Here is an 18501-nt window from a genome sequence, read left to right as displayed (position 1 = left end):
ATACTTAACTATCCGTGGCTTTTCAGTTATTTAAAAATAATTATTTACCCTCTGCCTTCGCTTTTGCTTTAGCAAAATCACCTGCCTTAATAATGTTAATCATTTCAGGCTTCAAATGTCTCTTCATGGCTGCATTAATCTGCTCTGGAGTCAACTCTGCTACCTTCTTCTCATAAGCTTCATCCCAAGTCATGTTGCGTCCAATGAATAAGTAGTTGTTTAATGTTCCGGCTAAACCACCATCTTGCGAGCGTGATACGGTTCTGGATTGTGTCCAACCAGATTTAGCAGCAGCAATTTCTTCAGCTGTAAACCCTTCAGTAATTACTTTCTGAATTTCTTCTTTGAAAGCTGCTTCCAGTTTCTCTACGTTCTCAGGTGCATAAATAGCATATGCGAAGAAACTACCAACCGGATCCAAAGAACCAGCACTGAATTGTGAACCAACACCGTAGCTAAGTCCGTCTTTCTGACGAATGCGTGTAGCTAATCTTGAATTTAAGAATCCACCACCTAACATGTAATTACCCAATACTAAAGCAGGATAATCTGCATTGTCATCGCGCATCTCGAAGTTATAGCTGGCCACAAAAAATGCATTAGCCTTATCAGGTGCTTCAATAGATTCGTTAATAGTCTTAACAGGTATTGCTTTACTAGGAATACGTGTATAAGGCATGCTGCTTTTCCAGTCACCAAATAGTGTTGCAGCAAGTGTTTTGATTTCATTGGCATCAAAGTCCCCAACAATAGACATGGTGGCATTATTGGCACCGAAGAAATCTTTATAAAACTTCTTCACCTCATCAATTTTCAATGCCTTTAATGAAGCGGTAGACTCATCAAAGCTTTCAGAATAACGAGGGTCTCCTTTCGGATAAGGAGAAGTATGTTGTTGAATCCTGTTGAAAGCAATAGCTTGTGGCTCGCTGCGTTGTGATTCAATGCCGGCAATCTCTTCACTGATGGCTTTCTCGAACTCATCGACAGGGAAGGCGGGATCGCGTAAAACTTCTTTAACAAGCTTTAATGTCTCCACAAGATTTGGTCGTGTAGTAGAGATGGTAACAAAAGCCTGTGAAGCACCACCACCAATAAATACATTGGCTTTCAAACGATCAAACTCATCTTTGATTTGCTGACGTGTCATTTTTGACGTTCCCTTGTTCAGCATACTGGCTGCGTAACGTGCAGCAGTAGATTTGTTTTGCAATGATTTTTCATCTCCAAAACGAAGTGTCAATCTTACTTCAACGGCTTCGCCCCTTGTTTTCTTGCTGAGCATGGCAAGCTTCATACCATTTGCCAGATCAGTGCGTGCTGTTCTTGATTCAATGTTAGCCGGAGCTGGATCAAAAGCTTCGCCCGCAGCTACTGCCTGGTTGCCTTTGTAATCCTTCACAAGAGCATCAACATCGGGAATACCTGGTATTTCAGCGCGCTCAGGTTTTTCAGTTGGTACAAATACACCCACCGTTCTGTTATCGGGTTTCAGGTATTGCAGCGCCACACGCTGAACGTCTTCCGGGGTAACCGCTTTGATACGGTCTCTATATAAAAATAGTAAACGCCAGTCGCCCATACCAATATATTCAGTTAGCTGGAGAGAAATAGCTTGTGAGGAGTTAAATGATAATTCTATTTGTTTTAACACTTCATTTTTTGCACGTTCAACATCTTCTTTTGTCGGAGGTGTTTTTGTAAAGTTGTCAGTAACACTAAGCATTACATTTTTTGCATCGTCCATCGACTTCTCTTTTAACACTTGAGCATATGTAAAGAGTAAAGACGGTTCCTTATATCCTCTGGCAAAGGCACCAGCATTGCTTGCCTTTTTTGTATCAACTAATTCTTTGTATAATCTACCGGCAGGGGCACTTCCAAGTATGCGTGATAAAATAGTAATCGCTGCATAATCCACATGAGAGCCCGCAGGAATATGATAAGCACTTATCGCTACCTGTACATCACCAACACGTTTTAAGGTAACAGTACGCTCACCATCTTGTGTGGGATCGAGTGTATATAGCTTTGGTAATTCGCGTTCCGGTTTAGGGATAACACCAAAGTATTGATTAATCATCTCTAAGGTCTTAGCCTCATCAATTTTTCCGGCTACCACTAAAACAGCATTGTCAGGCTGGTAATAGCGCTTATAGAAAGCTTGTAAGCGATCGATAGGAACATTCTCCAAATCAGCCTTTGAACCAATAGTTGACTTACCATAGTTATGCCATAAGAAGGCAGTGGAAGTAACACGTTCAAGTAAAATTCTAAACGGATCATTCTCACCTGATTCAAATTCGTTTCTTACAACGGTCATCTCACTGTCCAAATCTTTTTTAGCAATGTAAGAGTTAACCATGCGGTCAGCTTCCAGATCTAAAGCCCACTTTAAATTTTCTTCAGTGGCATTAAATGTTTCAAAATAATTGGTGCGATCAACCCAGGTTGTTCCATTCGGACTGGCACCGTGCTCTGTTAATTCTTGCGGAATGTTTGGATGCTTGGGTGTTCCTTTAAACACTAAGTGCTCCAATAAGTGAGCCATACCGGTCTCACCATAGTTCTCATGTTTAGAACCAACCATGTAGGTTATGTTTACCGTAATGGTTTGCTTCGATTGATCGGGAAAAAGTAATACACGCAGTCCATTGGTTAATCTGTATTCAGTAATTCCCTCTACTGAGGTAAACTTAACAGGAGCCGCAAGTGCAGGTTTTGCCTGCTCCATTGCGGGTGGAGGTGTTTTGGCACTACTTGATTTTTCTTTCCCCTTCTTTTGTGCCAGAAGCGGTGAAACTGCTATCATTATGAGTAGCAGCGAATTCATTAATAATCGTTTCATGGGTTGTGTTTAGTTTAACGAGATCTTGAAGGTAAATTATTGACAGTATTAATACAAGCATTTACTAACGCAATTTGTGGGATTCAACTTTAGACAATAATGTTTGAACCTTTAATCATTTCATAAGGAGAAGGAGATAAGCCGAAACTAAAATACAGGGCATTAAAAAAAGCAAATTCCCTAACCCAGATCGTAGTATGTGTTAATAGACCTTAAGATTTCTTTAACTATTCTTAACATGAATTCTGCAACTATCCCTTGCTGCACCTCGTCTTCAAGTCATAATAAATAACAAAGACGCATGAAAAAGACCTTCTCAATTTTCGTCATGCTCACAATTGTGAGTAGTGTTGCGCTTGCCGGTGGGATTGATAATCCAAAAGCTTCCTCTAAGATTGCTATTATGCAAAAAGATGCAGATCATATTCAGCTCTTTTACAAAAACACAAAAACAGCAACGATTGAAGTATCTATTTATGATACAGAAAACAAGCTTCTTTTCACGGAGGTCATCAGAAAGTCAGATGGATTTATAAGACCCTATGACTTGTCTGCCATGAAAGGTGGTGAATATACCGTTGTGGTGAGTGATGGCACTGAGAAGTTTGTTGAAAAAATAAATACAAGCGATCGCAAAGCGCCATTATTGTCAAATGTGATTAGGATGAAAAAAGAAGGATCGTTTTTGCTAACGGTTGCTGACGAAAAGGCGAAAAGTTTCACAGTTAGAATCACAGATCAAAATGACAAATTGCTGCATGAACACAAGGAAAGCTTAGACAAGCAATACAGTAAAATCTATAATTTTTCTAATAAAGTTGAAGGATTAAAATTTCTGATAACAACCGACCAGGGCGTATCGCACCTGATCAAGGCAAAATAGGCATTGTAATAATGCCTGTCCTGAACAAAGCATGGGCAGGCATTATTTACATTTAAATCAACTGAACTTTTATTTTACCTTTGCATACAAGTTATGCAAAAACTCCTGCTTCTATATTTAATCCTGACTTCTTCGCTGAGCCTGGCGCAGGAGTATTCCCTAAGGACTTTTGCCAAAGCACGAAAAGCGGAAGACAGTACACTTCACATCCTGGCAATAAAAAAGGCGCAAGCCGAAAACATTCCTTCAGTTTTAGTAGACAGCATCAAACAGCAAAAGTGGCTGCTAGTAATGGACGAAAATTTTCAATTCTCCTATCGAGCCCCATTAAACGATGGTGCGGCTAGAACAACAGGTGCTTTCAGTTTGATAAACCCACTGGGTTCTTTTCAGCTGGCAGGCAAGGGTATTAATTGTGGCGTATGGGATGATGGCCTGGTAAAAGAACATATTGAATTTGGAAACAGAATTCTTTCAAAAGAAGGAAGTGATTTTCAATCTCACGCCACCCATGTAACGGGTACCCTATTGGCTGCAGGTGTTAATCCGCTGGCGAAAGGAATGGCTCCCCAGGCAAACGCCTACACTTACTATTTCAATAACGACCTTTCAGAAATGAGTGTGGCTGCCAATGCTGATAAACCATTACTTTTTTCTAACCACTCTTACGGAGCAGTTACTGGTTGGTCGCTACGTAATGGAACATGGACCTGGTATGGCAATCCTGAAATCAGCACTGAGGAAGATTATCGACATGGCTTTTATAGCCAACGAACAAAAAATATTGACGCACTCGCTTATCTATCGCCTTACTACACAATTGTATGGGCTGCAGGTAACGATCGCTTCGACACTGGAAATGGTACGCGCCCGGCAGATTGCAACAGAGGCACAGGTTATGATTGTATCATCTCAGATGCTGTTGGTAAAAATATTATTACCGTAGGTGCAGTACAAAAAGTGATAAACTACACCTCGCCAGCCAGTGTGCAGATGAGTCACTTCAGTAGTTGGGGGCCTACCGATGATGGGCGGATAAAACCAGATATCGTTGCAGCCGGGGTCGATATATTCTCCACAAATGCCAATGGTGTAAATGGATATGAATTTTCAACAGGTACTTCGATGGCTACACCGAGTGTAACCGGCTCATTAATGTTATTGCAAGAACTTTATGCAAAACTGCATGCCGGTAAATTCATGAAAGCTGCAACACTAAAAGCTTTGGCCATCCATACGGCAAAAGAAGCAGGACCAAAGCCTGGCCCCGATTATCAATTTGGATGGGGTCTGTTGGATGTTAAAGCAGGAGCAGATTTCCTGGTTGCTGAAAACAATACAGACCAATTACTTACTGAGGAAAGACTGTTGAATAATGCAACCTACGAATTGACGATTCAACCGCGCGCAAATAAAAAAATCACTATAACACTTAGCTGGACAGATCCCGAAGGAACCCCTGTAAGCGCTTCGCTTGATCCGCTTGATAAAATGCTTGTGAATGACCTTGATGTAAGGCTTATCGATGAAGATGGACTGGTTACATTACCCTGGTCATTAAATCCAAGTGTGCCACAAGCACAAGCCATTCAGGCAGATAACAATAGAGATAACATTGAGAAAATTGAATTGGCTAATCCTTTAAATAAAAACTATAAAATTTTAGTTCGTCATAAAGGTGAGCTCAGACAAGGTTACCAGGATTTTTCCTTGGTAATTTCATATGAATCGCAAAATGCAGACTCAAAAATATTTTATTGGACTGGAGGAACTGGTAATTGGCAGGAGGCAAGCAACTGGTCCTTTACATCTGGTGGTAGTGTTGCAAATGAATTGCCTGCTGTTAACGATATAGTAATCATTGACGAACTGTCTATGAACAGAGAAGACACCATACGTTTAACAACTAATGCAAATATTGGTCAGATAAAGTGGCTGTGTAATAAAAAAGCTTTTTTGGATTTAAAGAGTAATACCCTAGCCATTAGTAAAGGGCTAACGCTTGCTTCAGATAGCACAGTTGTCATTGGAGATGGTATTTTTAATTTTTCAACAAGTCAGCAAGGTGCTATTCACTTTAGTAACACTGCTTTGAATGATACTGATCTTCATTTCCAATCAGGTGAATGGTCTGTAGATGGTTCGTTTAATGCTGGCGATGTTGAGCTTATCAATGGTGTGCTGCATTGTAATATGCCCAAGGCGAATATCAATAGCCTCAATGCAACAAACACGGTCACCTTAGATATCTCAAATGTTGAGCTAAGTATCCGCGAAGCGATGAATCTTGGAGCTACAATTACATTTTCTGCGGTTAAAACCTTGCTTTTGGTTTCAGAGAATGATGTTCAGTTAGCATTGGGCAACAATAATTTTGATGGAGAGATTCGAATAACAAGTGACAATGCACGACTGAATGGGGAAGGCAGAATAACAAAACTAATATGCGCAGGAAGTCTAACTACCAACGGCTCGCTTGCCTTTGATACACTACAGTTAAACAATGGTGCTCAATGGGTACTCACCAATGGAACTACATCACAAGTTCACACTTTGCTGGTAAACACCTCAGCATTGTTACCCTGCCTGATTAAAAGTGAAGAAGGAGCTACTATTAACTTTACAGAACATAAAAAACTTTGTTTTGAAAACCTGAACGTTAGCAACGTAGATGCTACAGGTTTAGCAGTGGTAAATGCAGGTCCACTGAGCCAGGTTGAAAATGCTGATCGTTGGCTTACACTGCCATGCGATGAGGTCTTGTTCTCCGATTTTGATTCATATTTTACCTGTGTTAATGGATTAACAGCTTTTGCGGATAGTTCTCTAGGTAATCCAACTGCCTGGCAATGGTCTTTTACAGATCCTTTAAACAATACAAGTAACTTCAACACACAAAGCGTAGTACGAACTTTTGAAACAATAGGATTATACAGCGTAACACTTGTTGTAAGCAATAATCAGCAAAGTCATTCTTTTACTAAAGAAATACTGATAAAAGAAAATGACCTGCCTCCAAACGAGATTCTAGTAAGTTCAACAGGCAAACTGGTGAGCTTGATCTCAACAAATCAATATCAATGGTATTTAAACAGGCAACTTGTAGAGAATGCACTCTCACGTGAATTCAGCGAAAACCTGCAGCCCGGTCTGTACGAAGTGTTAATATCAAACGAAACTTGTAATCGCTTGTCTGCACCTTACCTAATTTCTGAAATTACGGAAAGTCTGACTCCGCATCATATTTTCCCTAATCCGGCTAGCGAATACTTCTCGATTGATGCCCTTACTGGAGAGGCGCCAGAGGGGATGGCTCTCTTACTTAATAATCTCGGACAATTGATAAGCTATATCGACTTAACAAGGCCTGTGTATGTAAAAGACCTGCCAAACGGACTTTATTTTGTCAAAATGACCTACCCCAACGGCACTGTCAAACTTGAAAAACTCCTAATTGCACATTATTAAGTGCAGAAGTGAGAAACCATTTGCACATCGTATATTTGCAGCATGGTGTATGTAAGTCGCAAAGAGCATTTTAATGCTGCGCATAAACTCTATAATCCTGCCTGGTCGAAGGAAAAAAATGAGGTGGTTTTTGGCCCTTGCGCTAATGCTAATTGGCATGGCCATAATTTTGAATTAATAGTAACAGTCAAAGGAAAACCTGACCCGGACACAGGCTTTGTGGTCGACCTTAAAAAACTAAGCGTGCTGATCCGTACAGAGATTGTGGATAAGGTAGATCATAAAAACCTGAATGTGGACGTGGATTTTATGACTAACAAGCTTGCCAGCACCGAAAACCTTGTTATCGAATTCTGGAAAATATTATCACCCAAACTTTCGTCTATTACAAAGTACGGTGAATTACACAGTATTAAACTTTACGAGACACCTCGTAATTACGTTGAATATTTTGGTGAGTAAATCTTACGTACGAAGGACTAATCTATTCAAGCCTAGTGAAATATTATATAGTAGCCGGTGAACGCTCTGGAGATTTACATGGAAGTAATCTGATCAAAGCCATTAAGCTGCATGATGCGCATGCAGCCTTTAAAGGTTTCGGTGGTGATTACATGCAGCAAGCCGGACTTGATTTGTCTGTTCATTACAAGGACATGGCCTTCATGGGCTTTATTGAATTTCTGACCAACCTGAATACTATTGCCAACTACATTAAGCATTGTAAATCCGAAATTACAAGCTGGAAACCCGATGTGGTAATCCTGATCGATTATGCAGGCTTCAACAGACGGATCGGTAAATTTTGTAAAGAGAACGGCATCACAGTTTATTATTATATATCACCCAAGGTCTGGGCATGGCGGCAGAACAGGGCTTGGTCGTTAAAAGCAAGCATCGATAAAATGTTTGTCATTCTTCCTTTTGAAAAAGCATTTTTTAAACGCAAGGTCGACTGGGATGTTGATTATGTGGGCAATCCGGTTTTAGATGCCGTAAAAGATTTTAAGCCATCAACAGATTTTAAAAACAAATACAATTGGCCAGCCGGTAAAGAACTTATCGCACTTTTGCCCGGCAGTCGCGCACAGGAGTTGAAATACATTATTCCTGTAATGGCTGAAGTGGTAAAAATGAATCCAGTCTATCATTTTGCAGTAGCCACAGTTTCAAACCTGGACCGTAAATCGTATAAAGCTTTTGAAGGATTTCCGAATGTAACCTTTGTGGAAGAGGCTACCTATGATTTGCTCACCTATGCAAAGGCTGCCATTGTTACATCAGGCACAGCGACTTTAGAAACAACCTTATTTAACGTGCCTCAGATTGTGGTGTACAAAACAAGCGCACTCAATTATTTTATTGCTAAACGTGTTATTCAGGTGCCCTTTATTTCTTTGGTAAACCTCATAGCAGATCGTGAAGTGGTTAAAGAAATGATTCAAGAGCTTTGTACAGCACAGACGGTGTCTGCCGAACTCACTCAGTTGGTGAATGATACTGAAAGAAGACGTTTTGTCTTAGCAGGAAACCAGGAAGTCTATAGAATATTGGATATAGGCTCGGCCTCATCCAATGCCGGAAGATTAATGGTGAAATACTTAACAGAGAAAGCTAATTAAGCAACCTTGAGTTTGCTGTACTGAGAACCATTAAATTTCTCTTCAGCATAAGCACGTGTAATCACTAACCGGTCTGTAGTTTTCTCAGAAGGAAGGTCAAACATCGCATCGTTAATGATGGCTTCGCAGATGCTGCGCAAACCACGTGCACCTAATTTAAATTCAGCTGCTTTTTCAACAATAAAGTCTAGCGCGCCATCTTTAAATTCAAGTTCTATACTTTCCATCTCAAATAACTTGCTGTATTGCTTGATCAGCGCATTCTTAGGCTCAGATAGTATTTTCTTCAACGCTTCTTTATCCAAGGGATTCAGATAAGAAACAACGGGTAAACGACCTATTAATTCAGGAATCAATCCGAAACTTTTTAAATCCTGAGCAGAGATAAATTGCAATAGATTTTTCTCTACATCAGCAGGATGCAAGCCATCTACATTGGTAACAAAACCCAAAGGTCTTGTATTTAACCTGCCGGCAATAAATCTGTCAATACCTTCGAAAGCACCGCCACAGATAAATAAAATATTCTCTGTGTTAACTGTAATCATTTTCTGATCAGGATGTTTCCTTCCACCTTGAGGCGGAACGTTAACAGAAGTACCTTCTAACAATTTAAGCAATGCCTGCTGCACGCCCTCACCACTCACATCGCGCGTGATAGAAGGGTTATCAGATTTACGGGCAATCTTATCTATTTCATCAATATAAACGATACCACGTTCAGCCGCCTCTACGTTGTAATCAGCTGCTTGTAATAAACGTGTTAAAATACTTTCAACATCTTCACCTACATAACCGGCTTCGGTTAATACTGTAGCATCTGCAATGCAGAAAGGAACTTGTAAAAGCTTGGCTAAAGTACGGGCTAGGTAAGTTTTACCGGTACCGGTTTCACCGGCCATGATAATGTTAGACTTTTCAATGGTTACATCGCTCTCAACTTTGCGTTGCATCAAGCGCTTATAGTGATTGTAAACAGCAACAGAAAGTACTTTTTTAGCCTCATCTTGCCCGATTACATATTCATCAAGGTATTTCTTGATATCACGTGGTTTAATCAGCTTAAAGTTGGGGGCAGTACCAGATTCAACTTTGCTTTTTTTCTCTTCCTGAAGAATCTGCGTGGCTTGTGTTACACACTTGTCACAAATATGGGCATGTATACCTGAAATCATCAGGTCCACATCTTTCTTATTTCTCCCGCAAAATGAACAAGTTACTTCCGCCATGTTAATAAATAAATTAGTAAATAAGCCAATCAGCCAATAGACCTACAAAGATACAATTCCCCCGGCATATTGGCTAATTGGCACATTGAGCATTACTTCTTCCTTTCCAGCACTTCATCGATCATTCCGTACTCTTTAGCCTCAGAAGCACGCATCCAATAATCTCTGTCGCTGTCTCTCTCAATCGTGGCAAAGTCTTTTCCTGTGTGTTTTGCCAGGATTTTATACAGGTCTTCGCGAATTTCAATGGTTTGTTTCAACGAAATTTCCATGTCTTTCAAAGTTCCTTGCGCACCGGATGAAGGTTGGTGAATCATGATGCGGGAGTGAGGAAGTGCAGAACGCTTTTTATTGGCACCAGCTGCCAATAATACTGCCGCCATCGATGCGGCCAAACCTGTACAAATGGTGGCTACATCCGGATTGATGTATTGCATGGTATCATAAATACCTAACCCTGCATACACTTGTCCACCCGGGCTGTTAATGTACATAATGATGTCTTTTTTAGGATCGGCAGACTCCAAAAACAAAAGCTGCGCTTGTAAAAGGTTAGCGATTTGGTCGTCTACCCCCATGCCTAAAAAGATAATACGGTCTGAGATTAAGCGCGTAAATACGTCAATAGCACGAAAGTTACCGGGGCGTTCCTCGATAACGTATTGTGTCATATTCTCAATTTTTTGAGCATAGCTATCAACGGTGTTACCGCTCATACCCAGGTGATGCACGGCATACTTTCTGAATTCATTGTTGTTTTGCATAAAAGGTGTTTGTTTAAACTATTTCTGTAATCAAGACTAAGAACCGCGCCTCAAAAGATACGGGAACAAGTCCGGCATGAATTTCAATTAAACCATTGTAAATAAAAAATGGTTTTGATTGGAATAAATTTCCTACCAAAACCATAGTCGTAAAAATCAAGCCTTTATTGTTGAAAAGATTTGAGGACTGCTAAACTCGAATCTCTAACATCGAGCCTCGAGCTTCTAGCTTCTAGTGCGTGTGTTCCTCAACAACCTTTTTAAACTCTTCTACACTAACCTTTTTCTCATCAACTTTGATGGTTTCGCGTATCAGCTTCATAATCTTATCGTTACGTAACTGACTGTAAAGATTCATAAAGTTTTTGCCGTTTTCGTTCTGCAGGTAATTGTCAGCAATGGCATCCAGGCGATCTCCCAATTGTTCTGCAATCGCAGGGCCTCCAAACTGAGAAATAATCATCTCCTTCGCACGGCTCTTCACCTCATTACCATCAACAACTATTTTATGGTCTTCAGCTATTTTATTGCGTACTAAATCCCATACAATACTGCGCTTATACTGATCAAATTCCTTTTCAATCATCTCTTCAGTAACCTTGCCTTCGCTGGTTGCCTGCAGCCATTTCTTTAAAAATGCTTCCGGTAGATTGATATTAGTGTTTTTGATGTAGTAATCTTCAATATGATGCTCTAAGAAATGTTGCGTTTCGCGCTTGTAATTTTCACCAACAGTTTCTTTAATCTTATTAATGAATTCTTCTTCGTTCTTCACTGTATCCTTACCGAATACACGATCAAACAACTCCTGATTTACTTCGGCAGGCTCAGTGCGGCTAATGGTATTGATTTTCAATACAAAAGTGCCCTTCATTTTCTTGGCCTCATCCTCGCTAACACCTAATAAATTGGCAGTTAGTGAGATCTCATCAAAGATTTTGGTGATATCAAATTCTACCTCATCCTCTTTCTTTAAACCGAGGAAAGTCTTTTGTTCTTTTTTGGCAACTTTATCGGTAGCAATAAAACCATACTCACGTTTAAATGCTCCGCCCTTCTCACGTAAATCGCCATATACATTATCGCCAATGGCAGAAGTCTCCGGGTATTCCACCTTACCAAATCGCTTGCGCAAATCTTCAAGTGTGTCATCAACGATCTTCTTATCTAATTCAATAGGGTAAGATTTCACTTTTACCTTATCCGACAACTCATATTTAAAGTCCTCAACGATGCCAATCTCATACTCGAATTCAAAATCTTTCTGGTTATCCCAGTCGATCAAGCGGCTTTTCTCTAAGTTGGGCAGAGGCTCACCTAAAATCTTCAGGTTTTGCTCTTTTATATAATCGTTAAGCTTGTGCGAAAGAATGTGGTTGATTTCTTCAACAAGAATTGACTTACCAAACATTTTCTTAACAACACCTGCCGGCACCTTACCAGGGCGAAAACCCTTGATACTTGCCTTTTTGGCATAATCGCCAAGTTTCTTCTCTACCTGCGTCTGGTAATCAGCTTCTGCAAGCTTGATTTTGATGCTACCTTCTGTGCCTTTCTGTTTGTTGAGTGTGATTTCCATTTTTTCTTTATTGCTTATAAAGTAAGAACCCTCAATACCCGTTTTTTCTTGCGGGCATTAAGGGTTCGGTTGTGCGCATGGAGGGACTCGAACCCCCACGCCTTGCGGCACCAGATCCTAAGTCTGGCACGGCTACCAATTACGCCACATGCGCATTTTTTAAAAGATGCTGATTCTCAGCTTATTCAGCGCTTCAACACCCCCAATGGCTGGAATTGGGAGCGCAAATGTAGAAATTATTACGAAATTAGAAATGTGATGACGAAAATATATCCGTTAAAATATCGAAAAGCGCTTGATAAGTTCTTCTTAAATTAGAAAACGAGGTAGTATATTGAAGCAAAGTGTCAATTTTTAGATCGTTCCCGATTAATGGTGGCAATAGACGTAGAAAAGGAGAAGAAAGAAATAATCAATCATTACCGCAAACTGCTGCGCAAAGCTAAGCCGGTTCTAAAAGATGGTGATGCCAAACTCATAAAAAAAGCATTTACCATAGCTGCAGAAGCGCATAAGGATATGCGCAGAAAATCGGGTGAGCCTTATATTTTACACCCATTGGCCGTTGCTGAAATATGCGTTGAAGAAATAGGCTTGGGTACAACCTCGATACTCGCAGCACTAATGCACGATGTGGTAGAGGATACCGACATGGAGCTGGTCGATATTGAAAAAATATTCGGGAAAAAAGTGGCTCGCATTATCGATGGCCTCACAAAAATTGCGGGTGTTTTTGAGTATGGTACTTCTCAGCAGGCAGAGAACTTCCGAAAAATGCTCTTCACCCTTTCGGAAGATGTACGTGTAATCCTGATCAAACTTGCAGATCGCTTACACAACATGCGCACACTAGAAAGCATGCCGCGTAACAAGCAGCTGAAAATATCTTCCGAAACAATTTACCTCTACGCACCGCTGGCGCATCGTTTAGGTCTCAATGCCATTAAAACGGAATTGGAAGATCTTTACCTACGCTTTACCGACCGTCCGATTTATAACTCGATCGCTTCTAAAATTGATGACACCCGGGCTACCCGAAACAAATTCATAAAGGCCTTCATGCAGCCGATTGTAGAAGAGCTTAATAAGCAAAACATTCGCTGTGAGGTAAAAGGAAGACCTAAATCCATCTATAGCATTTGGAATAAGATGAAGCGCCAAAACATACCTTTTGAAGAGGTTTATGATTTGTTTGCCATTCGCATTATCATCGATGCTCCACAGGAACAAGAAAAAGCACTTTGCTGGCAAGTGTATTCTATTGTTACTGATTTTTATACCCCCAATCCTGATCGCCTGCGCGATTGGATCAGCACGCCCAAGTCAAACGGATATGAATCTTTACATACAACCGTTATGGCTAAAAATGGTCAGTGGGTGGAAGTGCAGATTCGCACTGAACGTATGGATGATATTGCCGAGAAGGGCTATGCCGCTCATTGGAAGTATAAAGAATCCAGCGGAATCAACGAGTCTAACCTCGAGAAATGGTTGGCACGCGTGCGCGATACGCTTGAACACAATGACCACACTGCACTCGACTTCGTTGACGATTTCAGGGGTAATCTTTTTACAGAAGAAGTCTTTGCCTTTACGCCCAAAGGCGAATTAAAAACCTTGCCATCTGGGGCAACCGCGCTCGATTTTGCATACGAAATCCATAGCCAGATTGGGTCCAAATGTATTGGAGCCAAAATCAATAACAGGCTTGTACCCATAAGCCATGTTTTAAAAAATGGCGACCAGGTTGAAATACTGACTTCATCTAAACAAAAACCAAATGAAGACTGGCTGCGGTTTGTAGTCAGCTCAAAAGCTAAAGGGCATATCAAAGATTCTCTAAAAGAAGAAAAAAAGCAGGCTGCGCAAGAAGGTAAGGAGATTATCATGCGCAAGCTTAAGCAGCTTAAGGTGGAGGCCTCACAAGATACATTCGAGCACATGCGCGAATACTTCAATGCTAAAACACACTTTGATCTGTATTATCGTGTGGGGCGCAATATTATCGGAACAGCTGATATCAAGCGCTTTACAGAGTTTAAACCGACTTCACCCATAAGATCTAAACCAACTACACCCATCAGCGATGCTAAGCTGATTGAGAAGGAGATAACAGCACTCAAAAACAGGTATGAAGACATGCTCCTTATTGGCGAGGACATGGATGTGGTTGATTATAAGCTTGCAAAATGCTGCACACCCATTCCGGGCGATGAAGTATTTGGCTTTGTTACGGTCAACGAGGGCATTAAAATACACAGAACCAATTGTCCCAACTCAGCGGAACTTATGGCCAACCATGGCAACAGGGTGGTTAAAGCCAAATGGACTTCCCAGCACGAAGTAGCCTTCTTAACTGGTTTAAAAATTAAGGGTACAGATAGGGTAGGGCTTATTAATGGCGTAACAAAGGTTATTTCAGAAGAGCTTAAAGTAAACATGAGCTCCATGTCAATACATACAGATACAGGTATATTCGAAGGCGAAATCATGTTATATGTAAACGACACCAGACATTTAGAGCACCTTATTGCGAAACTGGAACAAGTCGAGGGCGTTGTGAAAGTCAGTCGTTTCGATTCTAAAGAAACAGAACCCAGAGAACTGTAGTCACCCTTTAGCCTAAACGCTACCGCCATTGAACCTGGTTGCCCACATTTCTAGGGGCTCGCAGCCAGAAGCTAGTAGCTAAAATCGATTCTTTTAGTTGACTCTATCTCCACACATCTGTGGCTTACAAAAGTTTTACAGTTTATACAGCACTCATATTTTCGAATCTTCAAATTGTCATTACATTTGCCACCTCTTATGGCGCTAAATCCAAAGATTTATGAGGAAGTAAAGAAAATTTTCACAGCCTATGTGGAAAGCAAAGAGCTTCGCAAGACGCCCGAACGCTACGCTATACTCGAAGAAATCTATACACGCGATGGTCATTTTGATGTAGAATCACTCTACATCAGCATGAAAAATAAAAACTATCGTGTAAGTCGCGCCACAGTTTATAATACCTTGGACCTTTTAGTAGAGTGCGATCTAGTTAGTAAGCACCAGTTTGGTCAAAACCTGGCGCAATACGAAAAATCGTATGGTTACAAGCAACACGATCACCTGATTTGTACCGATTGCCACAAGGTTATAGAATTTTGCGATCCACGCATACAAAATATTCAAAACACAGTACAAGATTTACTACAGTTCCAGGTTATGCACCATTCTTTAATTCTGTATGCAGCCTGCAAAAAAGAGAACTGCGAAAACCGAAAAGCATCATGATCAATTTTACACATACACAGAAAAGCGATTTATTAACCCTTAACCTTTCAGGTGACTTGATTGGCGAAACTGGGGGCACCGCTATACTTGAAGTGGCCAACCAATCAATTGCAAATGGAATAAAAAAGTGTTTGGTCGATATTTCAGACCTGCGCTATATCAATAGTAGTGGTATAGGTGTGTTAATTACGCTGCTGACAAAATTCAGAAACAAAAGTGGTGAACTGTATTTAATGAAGCCCTCCGACAGCGTTCAAAAGCTGTTGGTGATCACAAAATTGAATGCAATTTTCACCATCATTCAATCAGAAGCAGAAATTAAATAGTTTCTTTAGTCTTTGTTTGATCAATGACGATAAGGTTTATAATAGATTCACTAGTATTAATTTAAATTCCCTAACTCCCCTTTCTGAAGGTGAGGGGCTGGGGGTGAGGCAAATGACAAAAGTAGATGTTCTTTTAGGTCTCCAATGGGGCGATGAAGGTAAAGGTAAAATTGTAGATGTGTTAGCACCTAAGTACGATGTAGTCGCACGTTTCCAGGGTGGTCCTAATGCAGGTCACACCCTTGAGTTTGACGGCAAAAAACATGTACTGCACCAAATCCCTTCTGGCATTTTTCGCGAAAAAACTAAGAACATCATAGGCAATGGTGTGGTCTTAGACCCTATTGTCCTCAAAAGAGAAATTGAAGGTGTTACCGCTAAGTTCAATCTCAACCTCAAAGAGAATTTATATATCTCCAAAAAGGCGCAACTTATTATCCCAACCCACCGGCTGTTAGATCAGGCCTATGAAACAGCAAAAGGCGTAGATAAGATAGGTTCAACACTTAAGGGCATCGGCCCTACTTATCAGGATAAGATCGGTCGTCAGGGGCTTAGGGTAGGCGATATACTTTCCGATAAATTCAAGGAAAAATTTAAGAAACTTGCCGACATACACTTTGCCATTCTTAAAGAACATAGTATCGAGTATAACTGGCAGGAACTCGAAGCCAGCTTCTTCGAAGCAGTTGAGTTCATAAAGCAATTCAAGCTCATCGAAAGTGAATACGTAATCAACAACGAACTCAATGCTGGTAAAACAATTCTGGCAGAAGGAGCACAAGGCTCTTTACTCGATATTGATTTTGGTTCTTATCCCTTTGTCACAAGTTCCAACACCGTTTCAGCAGGCGCCTGCACAGGCTTAGGTGTGGCACCAAGCAAGATTGGCGAAGTTTACGGTATCTTCAAAGCGTATAGCACACGCGTTGGCAGCGGCCCCTTTCCTACAGAACTTATGGACGAAGAGGGTGAACGCATGCGTAAAGAAGGAAATGAATTTGGTTCTACGACAGGCCGCCCAAGACGTTGTGGTTGGATCGACCTGCCATCATTAAAATATTCCATCATGATTAATGGCGTCACGCAGCTACTCATGATGAAAGCAGACGTACTTAGCATCTTCTCAACCATAAAAATTTGTACACACTACAAACTTAGAGATGGCAGCATCTCCGATACACTTCCATACGAACTGGTTAACGAGCAGATCACACCCATCTATACAGAGATGAAAGGATGGGCTTGCAACGTCAAGGGTATCCTAAAGCAAGACATGCCCAAAGAGCTAAATGACTACATTCATTTCCTTGAAAAAGAACTGAATGTACCCATCACCTTAGTTTCAACAGGCCCTGACCGCACAGAAACCATTCATCGATAATAAGTTTGGTAAATACTTTTGTATTTAACACATCCTGTTAATCCTCACATCCGGCCCATCCTGATCAAGGCGATGAGTGAGTAGTTTCTTGTACGCTGTAAACAAGCTAAACACTCACTAATCCTGTTAATCCTTACATCCTGCCCATCCTGATCCAGACGATGAGTGTATAGTTTCTTTTACGTTTTAAATAAACTAGACCCTCACTAATCCTGTTAATCCTAAAATCTTGTTAATCCTGATCCTGATCCGGGCGTGCCCCTGCCTGCACACAAACCACGCAACGGGTCGGGCTATACGCTGCAAGTCTGCCATTACATATTGTAGTCGATTGAAAAGTTTATTAAAGCAGACTTTCCGCTGCTATCCCTCACGCAGCAGCATGTTATCAATTCACATACTTATTCACCGATTACCATTATCATCCTTTTGATATTTTCTAATACCTCATCCTGCCCATCCTAAAATCCGATTCATCCTGATTCAGACAATGTGCTCAAAGTTTCCGCCATCTTGTTTTATGTCTTCATGAACTAATTCCTTTCGTATTATAAAAGGCATTCTTAAACTGGCAACACAATCCAATTGTGCCAGATCATTCACCAATAACTACGGCTATGATATTCTTGTCGTTAGCGGATCCTGTCAATCCTAAAATCCCACCCACCCTGATCCAGGCAATTTCCCCAACACACCAGATACTTTATCCCATCTATTCACTAACCAACCTTTTCGGTTAAATTTTTTTAGTTATTTCTTCACTTTTCCCCTCATGATTATCAGCACATTATGACAATGTGGAAAACTTTTTAAAGAAATATTGAAATATTTCTTGACAGCACTTGCACAGTCCAACCTCTTCTCCTACTTTTGCCGTCCCATTCAGAAGGAACGGGGCACAAAAATTGAAAACTTGGTTCTAAAATAAACAGCTTTTAAAACCACATTTAGTAGCAGCCTTGTGAAGGGCAAATTACTAACACGTTCTTTGAATGAATGATTAATTGATAGCGGACCTTAAAGGGTTTTGGGATGATTTAGCAAATGTCTCAGATGAACTTTAGAGGTTGATTCTTTAAGAGGATAAATTTTAATAAAGGAGAGCTAGGACAACAACTATTG

General features: G+C 40.6%; 12 protein-coding genes and 1 tRNA gene. 8 read left to right on the top strand and 5 right to left on the bottom strand.

All coding sequences use genetic code 11. The features are described 5' to 3' along the window. Nucleotides 1–40 precede the first annotated feature (40 nt). Nucleotides 41–2734 carry a M16 family metallopeptidase gene (locus tag ACO1XM_RS19125; protein ID WP_486232068.1) on the bottom strand — a complete coding sequence of 898 codons (2694 nt, stop codon included), beginning with the start codon at nucleotides 2732–2734 and terminating at the stop codon, nucleotides 41–43. A 415-nt stretch (nucleotides 2735–3149) separates the two neighbouring features. On the opposite strand from ACO1XM_RS19125, the gene ACO1XM_RS19120 reads away from it, so the two are divergent. From ACO1XM_RS19120 to lpxB, 4 genes are all read left to right on the top strand, one after another. Next, a complete protein-coding gene (locus tag ACO1XM_RS19120; RefSeq protein ID WP_486231995.1) occupies nucleotides 3150–3731 on the top strand; it encodes a hypothetical protein in 582 nt (193 codons plus the stop codon). Between the two features lie 93 nt (nucleotides 3732–3824). Beyond that, nucleotides 3825–7199, top strand: a complete 3375-nt coding sequence (locus tag ACO1XM_RS19115; protein ID WP_486231993.1) for a S8 family serine peptidase — start codon at nucleotides 3825–3827, stop codon at nucleotides 7197–7199. 42 nt (nucleotides 7200–7241) lie between these two features. Further along, nucleotides 7242–7661 (top strand): 6-pyruvoyl trahydropterin synthase family protein, encoded by a 420-nt coding sequence (locus ACO1XM_RS19110; protein WP_486231991.1) that lies wholly within the window; start codon nucleotides 7242–7244, stop codon nucleotides 7659–7661. A 35-nt stretch (nucleotides 7662–7696) separates the two neighbouring features. Continuing rightward, entirely contained in the window at nucleotides 7697–8821 is a 1125-nt protein-coding gene (gene lpxB / locus ACO1XM_RS19105) for a lipid-A-disaccharide synthase (protein ID WP_486231989.1), read from the top strand. On the opposite strand, the gene clpX is transcribed toward lpxB, so the two are convergent. The 4 genes from clpX to ACO1XM_RS19085 form a co-directional block, all read right to left on the bottom strand. Next, on the bottom strand, nucleotides 8818–10050 hold the full coding sequence (gene clpX / locus ACO1XM_RS19100; RefSeq protein WP_486231987.1) for an ATP-dependent Clp protease ATP-binding subunit ClpX: 1233 nt from the start codon (nucleotides 10048–10050) through the stop codon (nucleotides 8818–8820). The genes lpxB and clpX overlap by 4 nt on opposite strands. 92 nt (nucleotides 10051–10142) lie before the next feature. Continuing rightward, nucleotides 10143–10814: a ClpP family protease gene (locus tag ACO1XM_RS19095; protein ID WP_486231985.1), complete on the bottom strand. Its 672-nt coding sequence runs from the start codon at nucleotides 10812–10814 to the stop codon at nucleotides 10143–10145. Nucleotides 10815–11046: 232 nt separating this feature from the next. Beyond that, nucleotides 11047–12393, bottom strand: coding sequence for a trigger factor (gene tig, locus ACO1XM_RS19090; RefSeq protein ID WP_486231983.1), 1347 nt, complete (start codon nucleotides 12391–12393; stop codon nucleotides 11047–11049). 72 nt (nucleotides 12394–12465) lie between these two features. Beyond that, nucleotides 12466–12547: transfer RNA gene (locus tag ACO1XM_RS19085), tRNA-Leu, on the bottom strand. A gap of 218 nt (nucleotides 12548–12765) precedes the next feature. On the opposite strand from ACO1XM_RS19085, the gene ACO1XM_RS19080 reads away from it, so the two are divergent. From ACO1XM_RS19080 to ACO1XM_RS19065, 4 genes are all read left to right on the top strand, one after another. After that, nucleotides 12766–15003: a RelA/SpoT family protein gene (locus ACO1XM_RS19080; RefSeq protein WP_486231981.1), complete on the top strand. Its 2238-nt coding sequence runs from the start codon at nucleotides 12766–12768 to the stop codon at nucleotides 15001–15003. A 198-nt stretch (nucleotides 15004–15201) separates the two neighbouring features. Then, nucleotides 15202–15669 carry a Fur family transcriptional regulator gene (locus tag ACO1XM_RS19075; RefSeq protein WP_486231979.1) on the top strand — a complete coding sequence of 156 codons (468 nt, stop codon included), beginning with the start codon at nucleotides 15202–15204 and terminating at the stop codon, nucleotides 15667–15669. Beyond that, nucleotides 15666–15995 (top strand): STAS domain-containing protein, encoded by a 330-nt coding sequence (locus ACO1XM_RS19070; protein WP_486231977.1) that lies wholly within the window; start codon nucleotides 15666–15668, stop codon nucleotides 15993–15995. The genes ACO1XM_RS19075 and ACO1XM_RS19070 overlap by 4 nt, the downstream gene beginning before the upstream one ends. A gap of 112 nt (nucleotides 15996–16107) precedes the next feature. Then, nucleotides 16108–17379 (top strand): adenylosuccinate synthase, encoded by a 1272-nt coding sequence (locus ACO1XM_RS19065; protein WP_486231975.1) that lies wholly within the window; start codon nucleotides 16108–16110, stop codon nucleotides 17377–17379. The last annotated feature ends 1122 nt before the right edge of the window (nucleotides 17380–18501 follow it).

This window comes from Chryseotalea sp. (genome assembly GCF_057350905.1).
This window is presented reverse-complemented; position numbering and strand designations above follow the sequence as displayed.